Source organism: Phycisphaeraceae bacterium, from assembly GCA_019636555.1.
In the GTDB taxonomy this organism is placed as follows: domain Bacteria; phylum Planctomycetota; class Phycisphaerae; order Phycisphaerales; family UBA1924; genus JAFEBO01.
This window is the reverse complement of the sequence record JAHBXH010000001.1, coordinates 3182870-3198506: the sequence shown is the minus strand read 5'-3', so window position 1 is coordinate 3198506 and position 15637 is coordinate 3182870. Positions and strand designations below refer to the sequence as shown.

The following is a 15637-nucleotide window of genomic DNA, read 5'->3' as shown; positions in this document are numbered from 1 at the left end:
CCGATCTCGGCTTTGCGAGATCGGTGTGTTGTTGCAGCCCCTTCCTACTTTTCGTCGGGCTGGCTCGCTTCCCCTCGACGTGCGCGGCACTTCGACATGATCCCGTGAACCACGCTGCCAGCCGCCGGTTGATACCCGATCTCGTCGAGCACGGATTGCAGGGTTTCCGGTGTTTCGCTTTGAAGCCAAAAGTCGCTGACCACGTAGTCATTTCGGGAGGACTCCCATTCCAGGAGGAAGATGAAATGGGTAGCCTGCGGCAATCCCGATTCTGCTGGCGGGTGCGTGTAATACTGGACGAGTTGTTTCAGGATGATCGCGCCGAGCGGAGGTTCATGCTTTGCCCACCACGCGGCGCCTGAGAATTGGCGATACCGATCTTGATCTGTGTAGGACGGAGCGGTGAAGGGCGGGCGGTGCCACTCCGCCGGGATGTTGAGTTCCTTGGAAAGCTGAACTAGGTATTCGCGCCCGGGGACAGGGCTTTCGGGAATCGAGAAGAAGAGCCAGCGAATCCGTCGATCGCCGCTATCGATCCGAACTTCGCGGACTCCGCATTGAGTTGCGATCAACCATCCGAGCACCGGCAATGCAACCACAAGTGCAAGGGTAAATCGTCGCGATTCCCGAGTGTTGACAATCCCCCCGAACATGGAGGACGATACGAGCCGCGGCTGACTTGGTTTCGTCACGCTGCGGAGGCGCCAGTCGGAGCTTCGTGAACATAGCGAAGGCAGAAGACCAATCCCACCCCTAGCCCCTCCCTCGGGGAGGGGGAGAAACATCTACTTCTTCCCCTCGCACACCCACTCCACCTCATCCTTCGTCACATCGGAACAAGGCAAGGCACTAGGCACTTGGCAATAGGCAATAGGCATTAGGGTTTTGGCGCCTCACACATCCACTCAATCCCATCCACTACCGGTGAATTGCCGCCCTCATCCCGTCCCGTTGCCCTCACGCGGCAGGTTCCAACGGGCAGCCCGACCCCCTTCCACTCAAACACCCGATCCGGACACTCGCTCGCTTTGAGCACACCCATCGACTTGTCGTTCACAAACAACTCGACCGCGGGCTGATTTGAGTAGACCTTGATGCTGGTTGTCCCGGCCGGTCGAGGGGAGAAGCGTCGGCTCGCGATGTAGACGACGGGTTCGTCGGACCAGTTCGCTTTGAAGAAGTAGAACGCGTCCTTTTTGGTTTTGCGGTCGTAGCTGACGACGCCCTTGTCGTTGAGCGATTGGAAGCCGCCTTCCTGGCGGATCGGCGTGGCGAAGTCGAACATGTTCCAGAAGAACGCGCACCAGAGCCACTCGCGGGTTTTCATGACGTTCCACGCGGATTCGTGGAGGAGCGCCTGGTATTCCTCGGGGTGCCACGGGCCGTTGTGCCGCGGCATCTTGGTCGGCCATTCGTGATGCGCCGGATTTGCCCCCGCGCCCCACTCGGAGATTCCGACGCCGCGGGTCGGAATTCTCGCGTGCAGTTCGTCGATGCCGGCCCAGTCGGTGTGCTTGTCGACGTACCAGCCGTAGTAACGGTTGAAGGCGATCGCGTCGGTGATGTCGTTGAATTCGTGATCGGGCGGGCCGTTGTCGGCGAGCACGATCGGGCGCGACGGGTCGAGCGACTTCGCGAGTTCGTACAACTCGCGGGGGAGTGATGAGCCCTTGTTGTTGTCGCGGCCCATCCAGAGTTCGTTGGAGATTCCCCACACGATGATCGACGGGTGATTGAAGTGCTGCTTGATGAGTTCGCGGAGTTGCTGCTTGGCGTTGGAAGCGAACTCGGGCGCGGAGGGTGGGGGAGCGATGCGATCGACGAGTGGGATTTCCGCCCAGACAAGCAGGCCGCTCTTGTCGCAGAGCGAGTAGGCGTAATCGGCCTGGGGGTAGTGGGCGAGGCGGACGCCGGTCGCGCCCATGTCGAGGATGAGCGCGAAATCCTGCTCGTGATCTTCCTTTGAGATGGCCCAGCCCTTGTCCTTACGGTCCTGGTGGCGATTGGGGCCGTGCAGCGGATAGTGCTTGCCGTTGAGGAAGAGGCCCTTGTCGGGGTCGATGCGGATGGAGCGGAGGCCGAGGGGCTGCTCGACAAAGTCCGTCATGAGATTGCCGTCCGATGCGCTGACCTGCACCAGGTACAGGTAGGGATTGGGCGCGCCGGTCGATCGATGCCCGTCCCAAAGGTGGGGCGCGTCGATCTCCAACGTCTGAATCGCCTCGTCATGAGATTCCGGCGCGACCGTGGTATCGGAGACGCTCTTCGCCACCTCGCATCCCTTGGCATCGCGCAGCGTGCAGTTCACGGTTGCGCGCCACGGAGAGCGGCTTGTGTTGCGCAGCCGGACAGTGACTTTCACGCGCGCTTTTTCCGGCGTGAGTTGTTGCTGGAGCAGATATACCCCCGGCGAAGCATCATCGAGCGGATCGATTGAGCGCTTGTCGAGCGAGAGCAAATGCACATCGCGGTAGATGCCGCCGAAGATCGCGAAATCGCCCGAGATCGGCGCGATGTCGGGGAACTTGGTGTTGTCCACGCGGACCGCGATCACGTTCTCGCCGAATTTTTGTGCCGGAGACGCGTCGAAGCAGAACGCGCCGAACGCGCCGCGATGCTGGCCCAGCTTCTGCCCGTTCATGTAGACATCGGCAACGACCGCGGCGCCCTCGAAGCGCAGGTAATTGACTCGAGCAAGATCGTTCTCTTTGAGCGTGATGCGCTTGCGGTACCAGCCCGGGCCGCGGTAGTAGTTCGCTCTGGACTGCGCATCCTCCGCGTTCCATGTGTGAGGCAGAGTGACTTCCTGCCACGAGGAATCGTCGAACGCCGGCGCTTCGGCACCGGCTACATCTTCGCGCACGAAGCGCCAGCCATCATCGAGCAGCGTGTCTTGCCGCGGGCCAACCTGCCATGACGAGTCTGGCGCCGACTCCGCTCCCGATGCGCACATCGCCATCAAGCCGGCAAACACAATCGCAACCCACAAAGCCACGCGCATCATTCAAACTCCTGCTTGTACTGGTTTCCGCCGCTCCGCCGCTCTGCCGCTCTGCCGCTCTGCCGCTCTGATCCCGATCCTCTTCGTCTCTTCATCTCTCCGTCTCTCCTCTCCGTGCTTTCTCCGTGGTTCCCCGTGTTGAACTCCTACCTCGCGATTCTTCGATAAAGCAACATCGCAAGCACAACCGAGAACGGCGCAACGATCACGATGATCAACAGCCGCCAGAACGCGTAATTCACCAGCTCGCGTCCCGACCCCTGCACTTCCTGCATCACGACCTGCAATCCACCCGCCTTATCCATCAACTGAGGCGAGGCGAGCAGCCGATCGATGCTTTTCGTCAGTTCCGTCAGCCGGTCCGCGGCATCTGCCGTCTTCTGTGCCACGACGCCAAAATCCTTCAACGCATCACCATCCTTCTTCTCCGCGGGCGCACCGCCCGTATTTTCCGGGGCATTGGCGGGGGCGAAGCGTGCCGCGAGTTGGTCCGCGGCCTGGATCGTGACGGTCAACTTGTCCGCGAGCGTGTTCGTTGCGGTCGCCGCCTCGCGATAGTCCTTGAGCGTTCCCTGGAATTTGCTCTGCGCATTCTCGAGATCATTCAGCGCCGCCTGTCGCTGCAGATTCAGAGAGTTGTTGATCTGTTCGATGGTCGCCTGCCGCTCTTTCGTCAGCTCTTCAAAGAACTGCTTGAAAAGCGCCTCGCGCTCCTCGGTGATCTGTGCCGGAAGCGCGGCGAGCGTCTGCGAAATCTCGCCCGCCGCCGCGCTCGCCTGGCGCGCCGAGCCGAGCACTCCCTGCATCTCCGGCGCCTGCATCAGATTCTGATACGCACTCTCGACCTGCCATTTCAGGACATTGGGCACGCGGCTCGCGTAGAAGAAGATCCGCTCCGCCAGCATGCGCGTCTCCGTCACCTCGCGCTGCGCCGGGTCGAGCCCCGCGAGCGGATCGAGAGAGAGCAGGGTCAGCAGGCTCGGGGTGCGCTCGTTCTTCGGCGCGAGGGCAACTTGTCTTGCGCTCGCAAAGTCGTCGAGGCGGATCGAAGACACGTAGGTTGCATCGGGATGATCGGCGCGCCACTGCTTGATGAGGTCCATGAGTTCGGTCTGCTGCTGCGGCGTCATCGCCAGCTTTGCGATCTGCCAGGCGTTTTCTTCCTGTTCTTTGTAGACCGTGACGAGCTCCGCCTGCACTTCCTCGCCGAAGAGCCTTTTCGTTCCCGGCGATTCGAGCACCATGCGCTGCAGCGTCACGACCGTGATGATGTCCGAGAGCGAGACGAGCGGATTCGGGCTGCTCGCGATCAAGAGCGCCGCGTTCACGTTGGCGAGTTTGATTTCGAGGGATGCGCGTCGCACGCTGTTCAGTCTTGCGTTCTCGGGATCCGTGAGTCCGCCCGCGGTCGAGTCCTTTCGGGCGTTCGCCGCGATCGCGTTCCAGATCTGGGCGACCGCGGAGTTGAACGTGTCGGTAAACGACATCACCTCCGATTGCACGGCGGTCGGTGTGAGTTGGCCGGGTCCGACCTTGCGCTCGGCGCTCATGCCTTCGACAACGAAGGGAGAGCGGATCGTGGTTTCGGCGCATCCGGGGGCAACGAGGAGTGCCGCGATGGCGAGCAGGAGACATGAACGCACGGAATAGTGAGAGCGCATAGCCAGAATCGAAGGCACCCAAACGCCGCAACGTTTTCTCTGCTATTTTGTACAAGAAGACATCCGCGGGAGCACATCATGATCGAATCGATTCGCCGCCGTTCCGTTGCCGCGTACGCCTTGACTGCCGTCGCGGCCTGTGCGATCGGGGCGCCGAAGGCGGAAAAGAATCCGGTGGTCGATACGTACCACGGCGTTTCGGTCAGCGATGATTACCGCTGGCTCGAGGATTGGGACGACGCAAAGGTCAGGGAATGGTCGAGCGCGCAGGATCGGGTCGCGCGAGGTTTTCTCGCCAAGCTCCCGAATCTCGGGGCGATCAAAGCGCGCGTGGCGCAGGTGATGTCGGTGCCGACGCCGTCGTTTTCGTCGCTGCACATGACGTCGGACGGGAAGGTATTACTCGGCATGCTCAAGCAGCCTCCGAAGCAGCAGGCGATGCTGGTCGCGTGGGATGAGCCGGCGAAAGTGTTGAGTGCGGAAGTCGGGACGGGGGTGGGGGCGGATGCCGTGTCGCTCGCGCGCCCCGTCGTCGATCCGAACACGCTGGACGCCAAGGCGCTGACATCGATCGATTGGTACGTTCCCTCGCCCGATGGGAAGCTGGTGGCGGTCTCGCTGTCGGAAGCGGGCACGGAATCGGGCGATGTATCGGTCTTTGAGATTCCCAGCGGCAAGCGCGTGTTCGAGACTGTTCCGCGCGTGAACGGCGGTACGGCGGGTGGAAGCCTCGCGTGGGCGCCGGATTCGAAGTCGTTCTACTACTCACGCTACCCGCGCGGCACGGAGCGGCCGCCGGAAGACATGGATGTGTACACGCAGGTCTATTCGCACACGCTCGGCACACCGACCGAGAAGGACCGGTACGAAACGGGCAAAGAGTTTCCGCGGATCGCCGAGATTCAGCTCGAGACGCTGCACTCAAAGTCGGCGCTCGATGGCACGGTGCTGGCGACGGTGCAGAAGGGTGATGGAGGAGAGTTCGAGTTCTTCCTTCGCGTGCCCGATGGAACGTGGACGCAGTTCGCGAAATACGAGGATCGCATCGTGCAGGCGACATTCGGTCCGGACGATGCGCTGTATCTGATCAGCCGGAAGGATGCGCCGCGTGGGAAGCTGATGCGGATGAGTGTCGCTGCTCCGCAGATTGAGAAAGCGGCGCTGATCGTGCCCGAGCAGAAGGAAGCGCTGATCAGTGAGTTTGATCACGCGAACAACTTCGTCGTAACCGAGTCGCTCATCTACACGACCTACCAACTCGGCGGCCCATCGGAGATCCGGGTCTTCGATCACGCCGGGAAGCCTCAAACTGCTCCCACGCAGTTGCCGGTCGGATCGGTGGGCGGCCTTGCTACGGCCGGTGGCGACCAGATTCTGTTTGGGAACACATCGTTTACGACTCCGCCGGCATACTTCCGTTTTGGGCCGCAAAAATGGACATTCAGTTCCCCGTATTCCAGTGAGAAACTGGTGAATTGGGAAACGACGAAAACGGCACTCGCTTCTTCCAGCCCCGTCGACTTCTCCGATTACGAAACCGTCCGCGACTTCGCGACGAGCAAGGATGGCACCAAAGTTCCGATCAACATCATTCGCAAGAAGGGAATCGCTCTCGACTCTTCCCATCCGTGCGTCGTCACCGGCTACGGCGGCTTCGGCGTCAACCGCGAGCCCGCGTTCAGCCCGGCGAGCATCGTGCTGCTCGAGCAGGGTGTCGTGCTCGCGTCCGCCAACCTCCGCGGCGGGGGCGAATTCGGCGAGGAATGGCACAAGCAGGGGATGCTCACCAAAAAGCAGAATGTCTTCGACGATTTTCTCGCGTGCTGTGAGTACATGATCGATCACAAGTACACGACGAGCAATCGACTCGCCATCCAGGGCGGCTCGAACGGCGGCCTGCTCATGGGCGCCGCGCTGACGCAGCGCCCCGATCTCTTCCGCGCCGTCGTCTCTCACGTCGGCATCTACGACATGCTCCGCGTCGAACTCTCTCCCAATGGCGCGTTCAACGTCACCGAATACGGCACGGTCAAGAACCCGGAACAATTCAAGGCGCTGCACGCCTATTCACCCTATCACAACGTGAAGGACAACACGGCGTATCCGGCGGTCTTGTTTCTCACCGGCGCGAACGATCCGCGTGTTGACCCGATGCAGAGCCGCAAGATGACGGCGCGGCTCCAGGCGGCAACATCGAGCGATCCGGCCGCTTCTCCGATTCTGCTCCGAACGAGCATGGATTCTGGACACGGGGGCGGCACGCCGCTCAAGGCGAGAATCGAAGAAGTGGCGGACGTCGATGCGTTCCTGCTCTGGGCGCTTGGCGTGCAGTTCAGCCCGAAATGAGTTGGCGGGTCAAGCCGGACGAGATTGACCGGGGAGAGCGCGGAGAAAGGCACGCGGACTCTACAAGAGGCTTGCGGGAAAGGTGATGACGATCAGAATCGAGGAATCCAAGAGCTGAGCATTCAGATTTCAAATGCGGAAGCCCAGAAGTGGAAGTCGGAATTGGAAGTCAGAAGTTCAAGAGCCGGGGCTAGGGTGGCCGGGAACATCTTCGAGGCGCGAGAAGACCTTGCCGCCCCTCGCGCGAATTACTTCTACTTCTTCGTCGGCGCCCTTGGATGGGCCGCCGATCCGCAGGACGGCGTCGCAGCGGGCGGCGAGGGCGAGGCTGATGGGCATCATAAGAGCGTCGTGTTTGCCGGAGTGATCGTCGGAGTGGGAGTGATCGACGGAGCGGGCGGCTTCGATCACCGGGAGCGCCATATTGACGCCGATGACGGGGGTGTGTCCGAGTTGAAAGACGCGGTATGCCGCGGCGTTCATGGCGCGGAGGTTGGCGGCGCGCTCGCTCTCGGTTCGCGCACCTGACGTGTAGGGCCCGGCGATCATGATCCACATGCTGTGATTGTTGTGCTGAGAGTGTGGGCTTGTGCCGGCCTGCGCTTTTTCAGAATGCGGGGAAATGGGCGCGTTGACCGGGAGTGGCGCTCAAGGTCTCGCTCACGCCGGGCTATTCACTGTCAGTCCTGTGGGCGAAAGACGGCGGAGGCGAATCTATCCTCCGTCTCCATCCATTGCCCTCCCCACTCCCTCCCCCTCCCCCCGGTTTGGAGTCCGACGCGATGCGCGCCGACCAGCAACGTTGATACCAAAACCGCTCTTTGGTTCGTTATCAGAATCCTTGCGGTGGTCGGGATTCTGGCTATGGGAATCGTTCTGCTCCTTGAAACCGACCCCATAGCGGAAAGCACCGGAAGAAAGGGGATCACCCCTGCGAAAACGGCATTGGGGTCTTGGGCCCGATTTGTTAGAATACGGCACAACTTCCGGGAGTCGGGTATGCGTCACACTGTGGTGTCCGCGCTTGCCGCCGTCGCCTGCGCCGTTTCCGGCGCGTGGGCTCAGAGCAACACTTTTATCTCCATGCCGATGCTTCAGGGCGATCCCGTCCCCGGGCTTGCGGGCACGAACTTTGGAAGCGCGACGAGCGTTCCGGCGATCAACGCTTCGAACAACGTTGCATTCTGGAATCGGTACAACGTCACCGACGGTGCGCTCTTCGCGAACTCCGGTGCCATGCACATCGTCGTCAAAGGAAATGACCCGGCGCCCGGGGGCGGACTCTTCGCACCCGTGACGGGGCCGGCGTTTACCTTTTCAGATACCGGGTTCGCGGCGTTCGTGCACTCCCTCAATGGTGGAGGAACTTCGCTCGGCATCTGGTCCGAGACCGGGCTTGGTTTGAATCTCATGGCGTACAACCATGCCGCTGCGCCCAGTTCGCCCCCGGGGACGTTCATCCTCGAAGGCACGCAGCTTCTCTCATGTTCGAACAAGGGTCATCTTGCCTTCACGTGCGTGTCGGATGCGACGGGGACGGGGCATTCCTACATCACGCTGTTCACGGGCAAGCCCGGCTCGCTCTCGCAGCATGCGCGCCAGGATGCACCGCCTTCGAGTACGGGGTTCACCAGCCTCAGCCCGGTCATGCAGATCAACGGCGGGGGAGTAGCGTGTCTCGCGGGGAGTTTCATCAGCGATGCGCCGCACAGCGGCGTGCTCACCGGCGCTTCGGGCGGGCTCCAGGTGACCGCGGCGACCGAGCAGGATGCGCCCGGCACGGCGGGGCAGCCGCTGCCGGGAGTGAAGTTCAAGTCGATCGGGGCGTACGCGCTGAACGGTTCCAATGCCGTGGCGTTTCTGGCGGCGCTCCAGGGCGGCGGGTACAACGGCGAGATGGCGTTGTATGTCAAGGATGCTGGGGGCGTGCGGCAGTTGTTTGTCGCGAACCAGCAGGTGCCGGGCGAGCCCGGAGGCACGTTCTGGGGAACGTTCAATGCGCCGCTCTATTGCGACAACGGCGACATCATCATCCAGGCGAATGTGTTCGGGCCTGCGACCAACAGTTCGAATCAGACGGGCATCTGGCGGTATCGCGCCAATGCCCTTTCGAAGATCTGCCGCGGTGGGCAGCAGGTGCCCGATGTGCCCGGGGCGACGCTGGGACTCTCGTCATCGACGGCGGTTGCCGCGAATGCGGTTGGCCAGATTGCGTTCAGCGGGACGTTCGATCTCGGGGGCAACGTCCAGGCGCTCTTTGGCACCGATCGCTCGGGCAATCTTGTCACGGTGTACAAGGCGCCGGACAAGGTTACGGTTCGGCCGGGCATGATCCGTTCGTTTTCGAGCTTCTCGAATCTCAACATCAGCGGCGGGAACGACGGGAGGCAGCGTTCGCTGAATGACGCGGGGTACATCGCGTGCAGCGCGAGCGTGAATGTGCCGCCGGGGCAGCCGTTTGGCCAGAACGGGAAGGGGATTCTCCTGTTCCGTATTGCGGCAAGGTGTCCGGGGGATCTGAACAACGATGGCGCCGTCGATGACGCCGACTTCATCGTTTTCGTCTTTGCGTACAACACGCTCGATTGCGCGGATCTGGCGATGCCGCTGGGGTGTCCGGCGGATTTGAACGGGGATGGATTCGTGGACGACGCGGACTTCGTCATCTTTGTCGTGGGGTATAACGAGTTGGTTTGCCCGTGAGGGGGTCGGCGAGAATTGATGTGCTGATCGCCGAGAGCAGAATGTGAGAGCGGCTACACCACTCATGCCGAGCCGCGAGCAGTGGCACGTCAAACCGAGTTGCTTACGTCACTCTTCGATACGTCGCGCTCATGAACTGCATCCACTTCCCGTCCGGCCCGAGCGCCTGTGAGCGCATCAGGCGCGTGCCGTCTTTTCGCATCTCGTGGATGTCCTGATACGGCATCGTCTTGGTCGGGTCATTCCAGCCCGGGACGGTGCAGTTCAAGGGCAGGGTTTCTCCCTTCGCGTCCAGTTCGCCCTCGTAGACAAACAGCGTTGTCATCGGCGAACCGATCCACGAGCCTACGCACTTCTTTTTGCTGGCGTCGTAGCCGAGCGTGAGGATCGCGCCGATCATGTTGCCGTCCGGCATCTTGCCGCTGGACTCGGCGACTCTCGCGGCAGCTTCCGGATTTCGGCTTCGCAAGCGCGGCGCAACGCCGGCCTGTGTAGCATCACTCATGCAGGAGCCGCCCGTTCAATCCGCGCCGGATCGGCCGCGTCAGGTACACCGTCCGCCTTCAAGCAACGTCGATCCGAAAGCGATGCTCCTTGCCGCGATCGCGCTCGTCGCCGTGGTCGGTGCCATGTACCTGACCATCCACCTGGTCTTCCGGTAAACGAAAAAGCCGCACGCCGCGGCGATCCGCGGTCGTGCGGGTTCGTGTGGGCAAACCGTTCAGGGTTTCAAGAGGCCGCCGCGAGATTCGCCGAAATCAGCTCCCAGAATTCGTCGCGCCGGAACGTTCCCCTGCGCACCTGCGCAACGACATCCAGAATCAAGTCCGGGTGCATCCATTTCGCGACGCACGCGTCGGCGCCCGCGTCGTACCAGCGCTGCACGACCGGCTCGGCGATCGTGGGCACGAACAGCACGATTCTGGTGTCGGGAGAAACCGCGCGCGTGAGCTTCACAAGCTGATGGGTTGTCTCGCGGAATCCGAGCGGATCGATGAGCGCGATATCGGGCTGCGCCGCGATCAGCATCTCGCGCCAGCTCGGGGTGTCGATCGCGAGCCCCGCCCAACTGATCGACTCGTTGCGCTGGAACACGCGTGCGAGCGCTCGCCCCACCGGCCACAAAGCGTCAAGTGCCATCACCGTTGTCGTGTGCGTCATGTACAAACTCCCCGTGGAGTCCCGGAGCACGTCCTGGCCTCCCACGGAAGATTCTTCCGGTCGCACTTTGCGCGCCGGTAAAGACAGGATAAATGCATGTTCATGGAGTGTGCGCCTGCGAGGTGATGCCCGAGCGCAAAGGCCTCTCTCGCCAGGGGTTACGGGAGCGATATGCGGCCCGCGATTGCTGTCAAAAACATGTCAAAACGGCGCGAAGGCTTTGTTTGAGTCGTCAATCCATGTGGCGCAACGGTGGATATCTTCCGTGGCTTTCTTCAATCTGCCGTGCGTTCAACGAGACGCCCCAAGTTCGGCGACGGCATTTCGAATGGCCTCCGGTCGCTCCCACGGGACAAAGTGTCCTTGCTTGTCGAGTCTCACCACCGAGACACTCTTCGCGTTCGTCAGCATCTTCGTGATGTAATCCACATTGGCGTAGGGCACGAGTTGATCGCTCGCGCCGTGGATGACGATCACGGGGCAGGTAATCTTTGAAAGCTCGGGCGCGAGCAGTTCGGTCTGCTTCTTTGCCGCGGCCAGTTCTCCCATGCTGTTGTCGAGCGTCTGCGGCAGAAAGAACCGTATGAAGTCGGTCGTCGCCACTGCCTGGCCGAGTCCGGGCTTTTCCTGCGCCGGATCGAGCGAGCCCGCCACGATGATCAGTCCGCGCACACGCTCCGGATACATCGTCGCGAGTCGCGCCGCGATCGGTCCGCCGAGTGAATGCCCCACGAGAATCGGCCAGTGCCCGTCGCGCTCCACAAGCAGCGGCGCGATCGCGTCGGCCTGCTCCTGAAACGAATCGACTCCGCTGCGCCCGCCGCGCGAGTCTTTGGATTGCCCGAAACCGAGCCGATCGACCGCGATCGACTCGAATCCCGGAACCGGCGAGGTCAGAAAATCCGCCCATGCTTCGGCGGAGCCCGGGGTGCCGTGAATGTAGATGAGACGCGGGTCGTCCGGTTTGCCGGCATGGAGATACGAAAGCGAAGGTGTCTCCGCTTCCGGTGGCTCGGCGGTTGCCCGGATCGACGCGCGCCGGAGCGCCGCGATCTCCTCGGGCTTGGATGCCGGTCCCGGCGTTGAGCAACTCAAGACAGCAATCGCGCCCGCCGCGGCAAGGAGCAAAACAGCAGCCGGCGCGGATTTGCGTGTCCGTCGCCGCACTCTCCTTGCGCCGCACACCATGCAAATCACTCCGCTCACGTTTTCGATGCCGGAAATTGCGGACTGTTTCGTCTCGCCGCGGGCTCACGAGATGGATTCACGCGCGCTTTCCGCCGGCAAATCAAAGAACATCGCGTGCAGCTTGCCGTCGCCCAGTGCCCGGCCGATTTCCCAGATCGCAAACAGGGGGACGAAGAAGATGAAGAGCACGACGGCGCGGGCGATGATCAATTTCGGGCCGATGTTTGCGAGCTCCTGCCAGAGCTCGTCGAAGGATCTGCCGCGCAGCATTCCCATCACCAGCTCTTCAAGCGCCGAAAACAGCATCGCGAAAACCGTGAATGCGAAGGCCCTCGTCAGTGTGCGCGAGAACATGCGGCGACGAAACACCCGCTCGCCCAGGCGCAGGGCGTTTCCGATCAGCATCACTTTGGCGAGCACCAGCGCTTCGATCGCGCAGTGCAAGAGCGGCCACGCCCCGGCGCCGCCTTCTCCGAGCAGGATCGCGCGATAACCGGCCAGAGCCGCGAGAAACAGGAAGATGTACAAGCCGACCCACGCCATGGTCCGCGTCTCGTGCAGCAGCCGCTGCCGGACGCGCGATCTGGATTCTTGTGACAGCATGCAGCCTCCGTTTGTGGATCCGCCACAGAATACGGAGCCCGCCGCGTTCGCAGAAAAGAACACACCGGCGCCGCGAGGCACCGGTGTGGACACAAAACAAAATGAATCCGGCGGATTATTTCTCGCGGCGACGACGCGCGAGCAGCGCGAGCCCACCGAGCGCCATGACGGCCGAGCCCGGCGCGGGAACCGCGATCACGCTCATCGTGTCCGGTTGCACGTTGTCGGTTTGCACGGCCGGCATCGGTCCGGGCGTGCCGCCGATCGTCTGATTCATCGGCACCGAAAACTGCGATGCCGCGGCGAACGAGCAAGTTGCAGAAACAGCGAGAACGGTCATCATCGCGCGCATGTGTATCACTCCCTGCCCTCTCGGGGCTTTCAATCTCAAAGGTGATGCAGGGTTCTCGGAATGCCAACCGACGTCCGGGAATTGGCGGAAGTTTCCAAAAAGCCTCCTCGAGGCCTCGTTGGGCAATGGGGTCAATTCCTCAGACATCCGGGAAAACCCCGGTTCCCGAGCCCTCGCGGCGCTTCAAGAACGTGGCTCGCGCTTTGGTACTCTCCCGGCCCCGAGAGGGCTTACGGAGTCTGTGAATGTTTTGTCCGACTTGCGGGGCTCAGGCAATCGACGGTGCGAACAACTGCACGGCCTGCGGCAAGCCTCTGCCGCGGGCGATCCCACCCGACAATCAACTCAAGTCGCTCGAGCCGGTCCTGCCCGTGAACACATCGATATGGGCGATCGCTTCCGGGTATCTCGCGCTCTTTTCGATCCTGCTCTTGCCGGCGCCCTTTGCCCTGATCACCGGCATCATGGCGCTGCGGAGCCTCAAGCGGCATCCCGGCCTTCGCGGGCATGTGCGCGCCTGGCTCGGGATCGTGCTCGGCTCGCTGTTCTCGCTCTTCCTTCTTCTCTTGGTTTTCAACATCGTTGCGTCGTCCACCGGGCGGCGCTGATTCCGGGAGTCGCTTTCCATGTTCTGCGCAGTTTGCGGCGCTCCGAATGATGACAACGCGTTCCGATGCACCGCGTGCGGCAAAAAGCTGCTCCGCCCCGGAGACGTGATCTCCGAGAGCGACGAGGACCCGGGAATCGGTCCGGTCGCCGTGCCGATTATCCTCGCCGCGTTCACCGCGCTTTTCTGCTGCCAACCCGCCGGAATCGTCGCTGTGGTCTTCGCGGCGCTCGCGATGGGGCGCAATTCGGCGGGCGCCTATTCCGAGGCGCGCCGTCATTCGGAAACCGCGCGAAAGTGGGCGTGGGCGGCATTCGGGATCGGCCTCACGATTCAACTGATCTATTTGGCGATCGTTCTGATGGGAGTGCTCGCCTCAAAGACCGCCAAGCCCTGAATCGCGATCGAGACTCTCCCGTGGGTGCCTCTACTTCTCTTTCCCTTCCACCCAGATCAGCTTGCCCTTGCGCTTCACGATGTTCTTGTAATCCCACTGGATCTTGGCGCCCTTCTTGAGCCAGCGCTTGAGGTCCTTCTCGGAAACCTCATCAACATCGGTGAACCGCGCTTCCGCGGCCTTGAAACTCCCTTCGGGCGCGAGCCCGGGCTCATCGAACGACTGCCCGCTCCAGAAGAGCAGACGCACGCTGTCCTTCAGCTTGTGATAGCCGACGATCGGGTTGCCATCGAGAAACCACACCGGATGCGCGTGCCAGATCTTGCATTCCGCGCCCGGGAGATGGGCGTCGATGATCTTTGCGAGCGCGGCACAGATCTTCTTGTCCGCGGCGGATTGGGAAGCGTTGTACGCGCGGATGTCTTTGTGGATGGGCATGTCCTATTCCTTCCTGCAAGAGGTGGGAAGACTACCCGATCTCACGGGGCGAAATCCACAAGCAAGCCCACACCTCAAAGGCGCTCAAATGAGGCACGTATTCAAACGATTTTCTCCTGCGCCGACAGGTCACGGACACACAAGCTCGTTGTACGCGCCGACGAAGATCACAAAGTCGGCATCATCCACGAATCCGTCGCCGTTCAGGTCCGTCGGACATCCTGCGGGCATCGACGGGTCGGCGCAGTCGAGGATGTTGTACGCCGCAAGGAAGAGCACGAAATCGGAGTCGTCCACGAAGCCGTCGTTGTTGATGTCGCCCGGGCACGCGGCGCCCTGCGCGCCATCAACGACCACATTATCGAGCGCCCAGTATTCGTCGGAGCTGTCGCCGAAGTTGTTCGAGCCGCTGTAGCGCGTCCACTCGAGCACCGCGCTGCTTCCCGATGCGGTGAACGTCAGCACCGGGTTTCCCGCGCCGTGGCTGAAGTAATAGATTCCGTAGTAGCCGCTGTAGCCCGGGCCGTCTTTGCGCCAATACTCGGCACCCGTATATGCCTTGACGTCCGGCCCGTTGGGACTTGTGTAGTTGGTGTCTGTGTAACGCTGCGGCGAATACGCGCCGTAGTCCGTCCCCTGGTCCCCGTTTGAAAAGATCGTGTCCACCAGGCGCGTGCCGTCCGCCGAAAAATACCAGTTGTCGGTGCCATAGCCGCCTGCCGCGCCGTCCCACGATGCGCCGACGAGCAGATCGAACGACACGGTGTACTGCGTTCCGGGCACGAGCCCCGTTACAGTGAGATTCACGATCTCTTTGCTCGCAGGTCCCTTGCCGATGTTGTACCCCATGCGACCGAGCCACATCGACTGATTGGCGGAGTTCAGCCCGCCGCCGTCAGACGGGAGGCTGAAGCGGGTCAATTCGGTGAGCACGCCGTTGTAAGTGAAAGCGCCGATGCCGCTTTCGAAGTCATTCGAATAGACAGGCGCGGCGGATGCAAATCCGCACACCAGCAAGACACCGAGCGCACACGTAAACCGACTCCCCGCACACATAGATGAACTCATGATTCCCACTCTCCTTGGTTCCCGGTTCGTTCATGGTACAGGGCATGACAAGTGGCAGAGAAATCACGCCCCCCCAATTTGAGCGTGCTCCGCCGCCGGCGTCCCGTGCGGG

Annotated in this window: 16 protein-coding genes; 5 read left to right on the top strand and 11 right to left on the bottom strand. The window is 61.9% G+C overall.

Annotated features, from left to right (window positions below; translation table 11 throughout):
* Positions 1-44: 44 nt before the first annotated feature.
* From KF691_13775 to KF691_13765, 3 genes are all read right to left on the bottom strand, one after another.
* Positions 45-599: a hypothetical protein gene (locus KF691_13775; GenBank protein ID MBX3390513.1), complete on the bottom strand. Its 555-nt coding sequence runs from the start codon at positions 597-599 to the stop codon at positions 45-47.
* 278 nt (positions 600-877) lie between these two features.
* On the bottom strand, positions 878-3004 hold the full coding sequence (locus KF691_13770; protein ID MBX3390512.1) for a DUF4982 domain-containing protein: 2127 nt from the start codon (positions 3002-3004) through the stop codon (positions 878-880).
* A gap of 143 nt (positions 3005-3147) precedes the next feature.
* Positions 3148-4644 (bottom strand): hypothetical protein, encoded by a 1497-nt coding sequence (locus tag KF691_13765; GenBank protein ID MBX3390511.1) that lies wholly within the window; start codon positions 4642-4644, stop codon positions 3148-3150.
* A 96-nt stretch (positions 4645-4740) separates the two neighbouring features.
* Here KF691_13765 and KF691_13760 point away from each other — a divergent pair, with 96 nt between their 5' ends.
* Positions 4741-7008, top strand: coding sequence for a S9 family peptidase (locus tag KF691_13760; protein MBX3390510.1), 2268 nt, complete (start codon positions 4741-4743; stop codon positions 7006-7008).
* A gap of 177 nt (positions 7009-7185) precedes the next feature.
* Here the strand turns inward: KF691_13760 and KF691_13755 are convergent, their stop codons facing one another.
* The gene (locus KF691_13755) at positions 7186-7566 is read right to left on the bottom strand and encodes a hypothetical protein (GenBank protein ID MBX3390509.1); all 381 of its coding nucleotides are present in this window, start codon (positions 7564-7566) and stop codon (positions 7186-7188) included.
* A 441-nt stretch (positions 7567-8007) separates the two neighbouring features.
* Between KF691_13755 and KF691_13750 the strand changes: the two genes are divergently transcribed.
* Positions 8008-9711, top strand: coding sequence for a dockerin type I repeat-containing protein (locus KF691_13750; GenBank protein MBX3390508.1), 1704 nt, complete (start codon positions 8008-8010; stop codon positions 9709-9711).
* A gap of 103 nt (positions 9712-9814) precedes the next feature.
* Here the strand turns inward: KF691_13750 and KF691_13745 are convergent, their stop codons facing one another.
* Entirely contained in the window at positions 9815-10216 is a 402-nt protein-coding gene (locus KF691_13745; GenBank protein ID MBX3390507.1) for a DUF1579 family protein, read from the bottom strand.
* On the opposite strand from KF691_13745, the gene KF691_13740 reads away from it, so the two are divergent.
* Positions 10215-10373: a hypothetical protein gene (locus tag KF691_13740; protein MBX3390506.1), complete on the top strand. Its 159-nt coding sequence runs from the start codon at positions 10215-10217 to the stop codon at positions 10371-10373. The two genes, KF691_13745 and KF691_13740, sit on opposite strands and share 2 nt — an antisense overlap.
* A 67-nt stretch (positions 10374-10440) precedes the next feature.
* Here KF691_13740 and KF691_13735 read toward each other — a convergent pair whose 3' ends face one another.
* The 4 genes from KF691_13735 to KF691_13720 form a co-directional block, all read right to left on the bottom strand.
* Positions 10441-10872, bottom strand: a complete 432-nt coding sequence (locus tag KF691_13735) for a response regulator transcription factor (protein ID MBX3390505.1) — start codon at positions 10870-10872, stop codon at positions 10441-10443.
* Between the two features lie 291 nt (positions 10873-11163).
* The gene (locus KF691_13730) at positions 11164-12039 is read right to left on the bottom strand and encodes an alpha/beta hydrolase (protein ID MBX3390504.1); all 876 of its coding nucleotides are present in this window, start codon (positions 12037-12039) and stop codon (positions 11164-11166) included.
* 84 nt (positions 12040-12123) lie between these two features.
* Positions 12124-12663 carry a hypothetical protein gene (locus KF691_13725; GenBank protein MBX3390503.1) on the bottom strand — a complete coding sequence of 180 codons (540 nt, stop codon included), beginning with the start codon at positions 12661-12663 and terminating at the stop codon, positions 12124-12126.
* 115 nt (positions 12664-12778) lie between these two features.
* Positions 12779-13015 (bottom strand): hypothetical protein, encoded by a 237-nt coding sequence (locus KF691_13720; GenBank protein ID MBX3390502.1) that lies wholly within the window; start codon positions 13013-13015, stop codon positions 12779-12781.
* A 245-nt stretch (positions 13016-13260) separates the two neighbouring features.
* Between KF691_13720 and KF691_13715 the strand changes: the two genes are divergently transcribed.
* The gene (locus KF691_13715; GenBank protein MBX3390501.1) at positions 13261-13623 is read left to right on the top strand and encodes a DUF4190 domain-containing protein; all 363 of its coding nucleotides are present in this window, start codon (positions 13261-13263) and stop codon (positions 13621-13623) included.
* Positions 13624-13641: 18 nt separating this feature from the next.
* Positions 13642-14019 (top strand): CD225/dispanin family protein, encoded by a 378-nt coding sequence (locus KF691_13710; GenBank protein MBX3390500.1) that lies wholly within the window; start codon positions 13642-13644, stop codon positions 14017-14019.
* A gap of 30 nt (positions 14020-14049) precedes the next feature.
* Here KF691_13710 and KF691_13705 read toward each other — a convergent pair whose 3' ends face one another.
* Both KF691_13705 and KF691_13700 read right to left on the bottom strand, forming a co-directional pair.
* Complete coding sequence (locus tag KF691_13705) at positions 14050-14457, bottom strand: DUF1801 domain-containing protein (GenBank protein ID MBX3390499.1); 408 nt, start codon at positions 14455-14457, stop codon at positions 14050-14052.
* Between the two features lie 129 nt (positions 14458-14586).
* A complete protein-coding gene (locus KF691_13700; GenBank protein MBX3390498.1) occupies positions 14587-15525 on the bottom strand; it encodes a hypothetical protein in 939 nt (312 codons plus the stop codon).
* Positions 15526-15637: the final 112 nt, after the last annotated feature.

Coding starts and splice junctions, on each gene's coding strand:
- KF691_13720 (MBX3390502.1), bottom strand. CDS start 13,015: ATGCGCGCGATGATGACCGTTCTCGCTGTTTCTGCAACTTGCTCGTTC.
- KF691_13715 (MBX3390501.1), top strand. CDS start 13,261: ATGTTTTGTCCGACTTGCGGGGCTCAGGCAATCGACGGTGCGAACAAC.
- KF691_13710 (MBX3390500.1), top strand. CDS start 13,642: ATGTTCTGCGCAGTTTGCGGCGCTCCGAATGATGACAACGCGTTCCGA.
- KF691_13700 (MBX3390498.1), bottom strand. CDS start 15,525: ATGAGTTCATCTATGTGTGCGGGGAGTCGGTTTACGTGTGCGCTCGGT.
- KF691_13745 (MBX3390507.1), bottom strand. CDS start 10,216: ATGAGTGATGCTACACAGGCCGGCGTTGCGCCGCGCTTGCGAAGCCGA.
- KF691_13770 (MBX3390512.1), bottom strand. CDS start 3,004: ATGATGCGCGTGGCTTTGTGGGTTGCGATTGTGTTTGCCGGCTTGATG.
- KF691_13735 (MBX3390505.1), bottom strand. CDS start 10,872: ATGACGCACACGACAACGGTGATGGCACTTGACGCTTTGTGGCCGGTG.
- KF691_13740 (MBX3390506.1), top strand. CDS start 10,215: ATGCAGGAGCCGCCCGTTCAATCCGCGCCGGATCGGCCGCGTCAGGTA.
- KF691_13760 (MBX3390510.1), top strand. CDS start 4,741: ATGATCGAATCGATTCGCCGCCGTTCCGTTGCCGCGTACGCCTTGACT.
- KF691_13750 (MBX3390508.1), top strand. CDS start 8,008: ATGCGTCACACTGTGGTGTCCGCGCTTGCCGCCGTCGCCTGCGCCGTT.
- KF691_13725 (MBX3390503.1), bottom strand. CDS start 12,663: ATGCTGTCACAAGAATCCAGATCGCGCGTCCGGCAGCGGCTGCTGCAC.
- KF691_13755 (MBX3390509.1), bottom strand. CDS start 7,566: ATGTGGATCATGATCGCCGGGCCCTACACGTCAGGTGCGCGAACCGAG.
- KF691_13705 (MBX3390499.1), bottom strand. CDS start 14,457: ATGCCCATCCACAAAGACATCCGCGCGTACAACGCTTCCCAATCCGCC.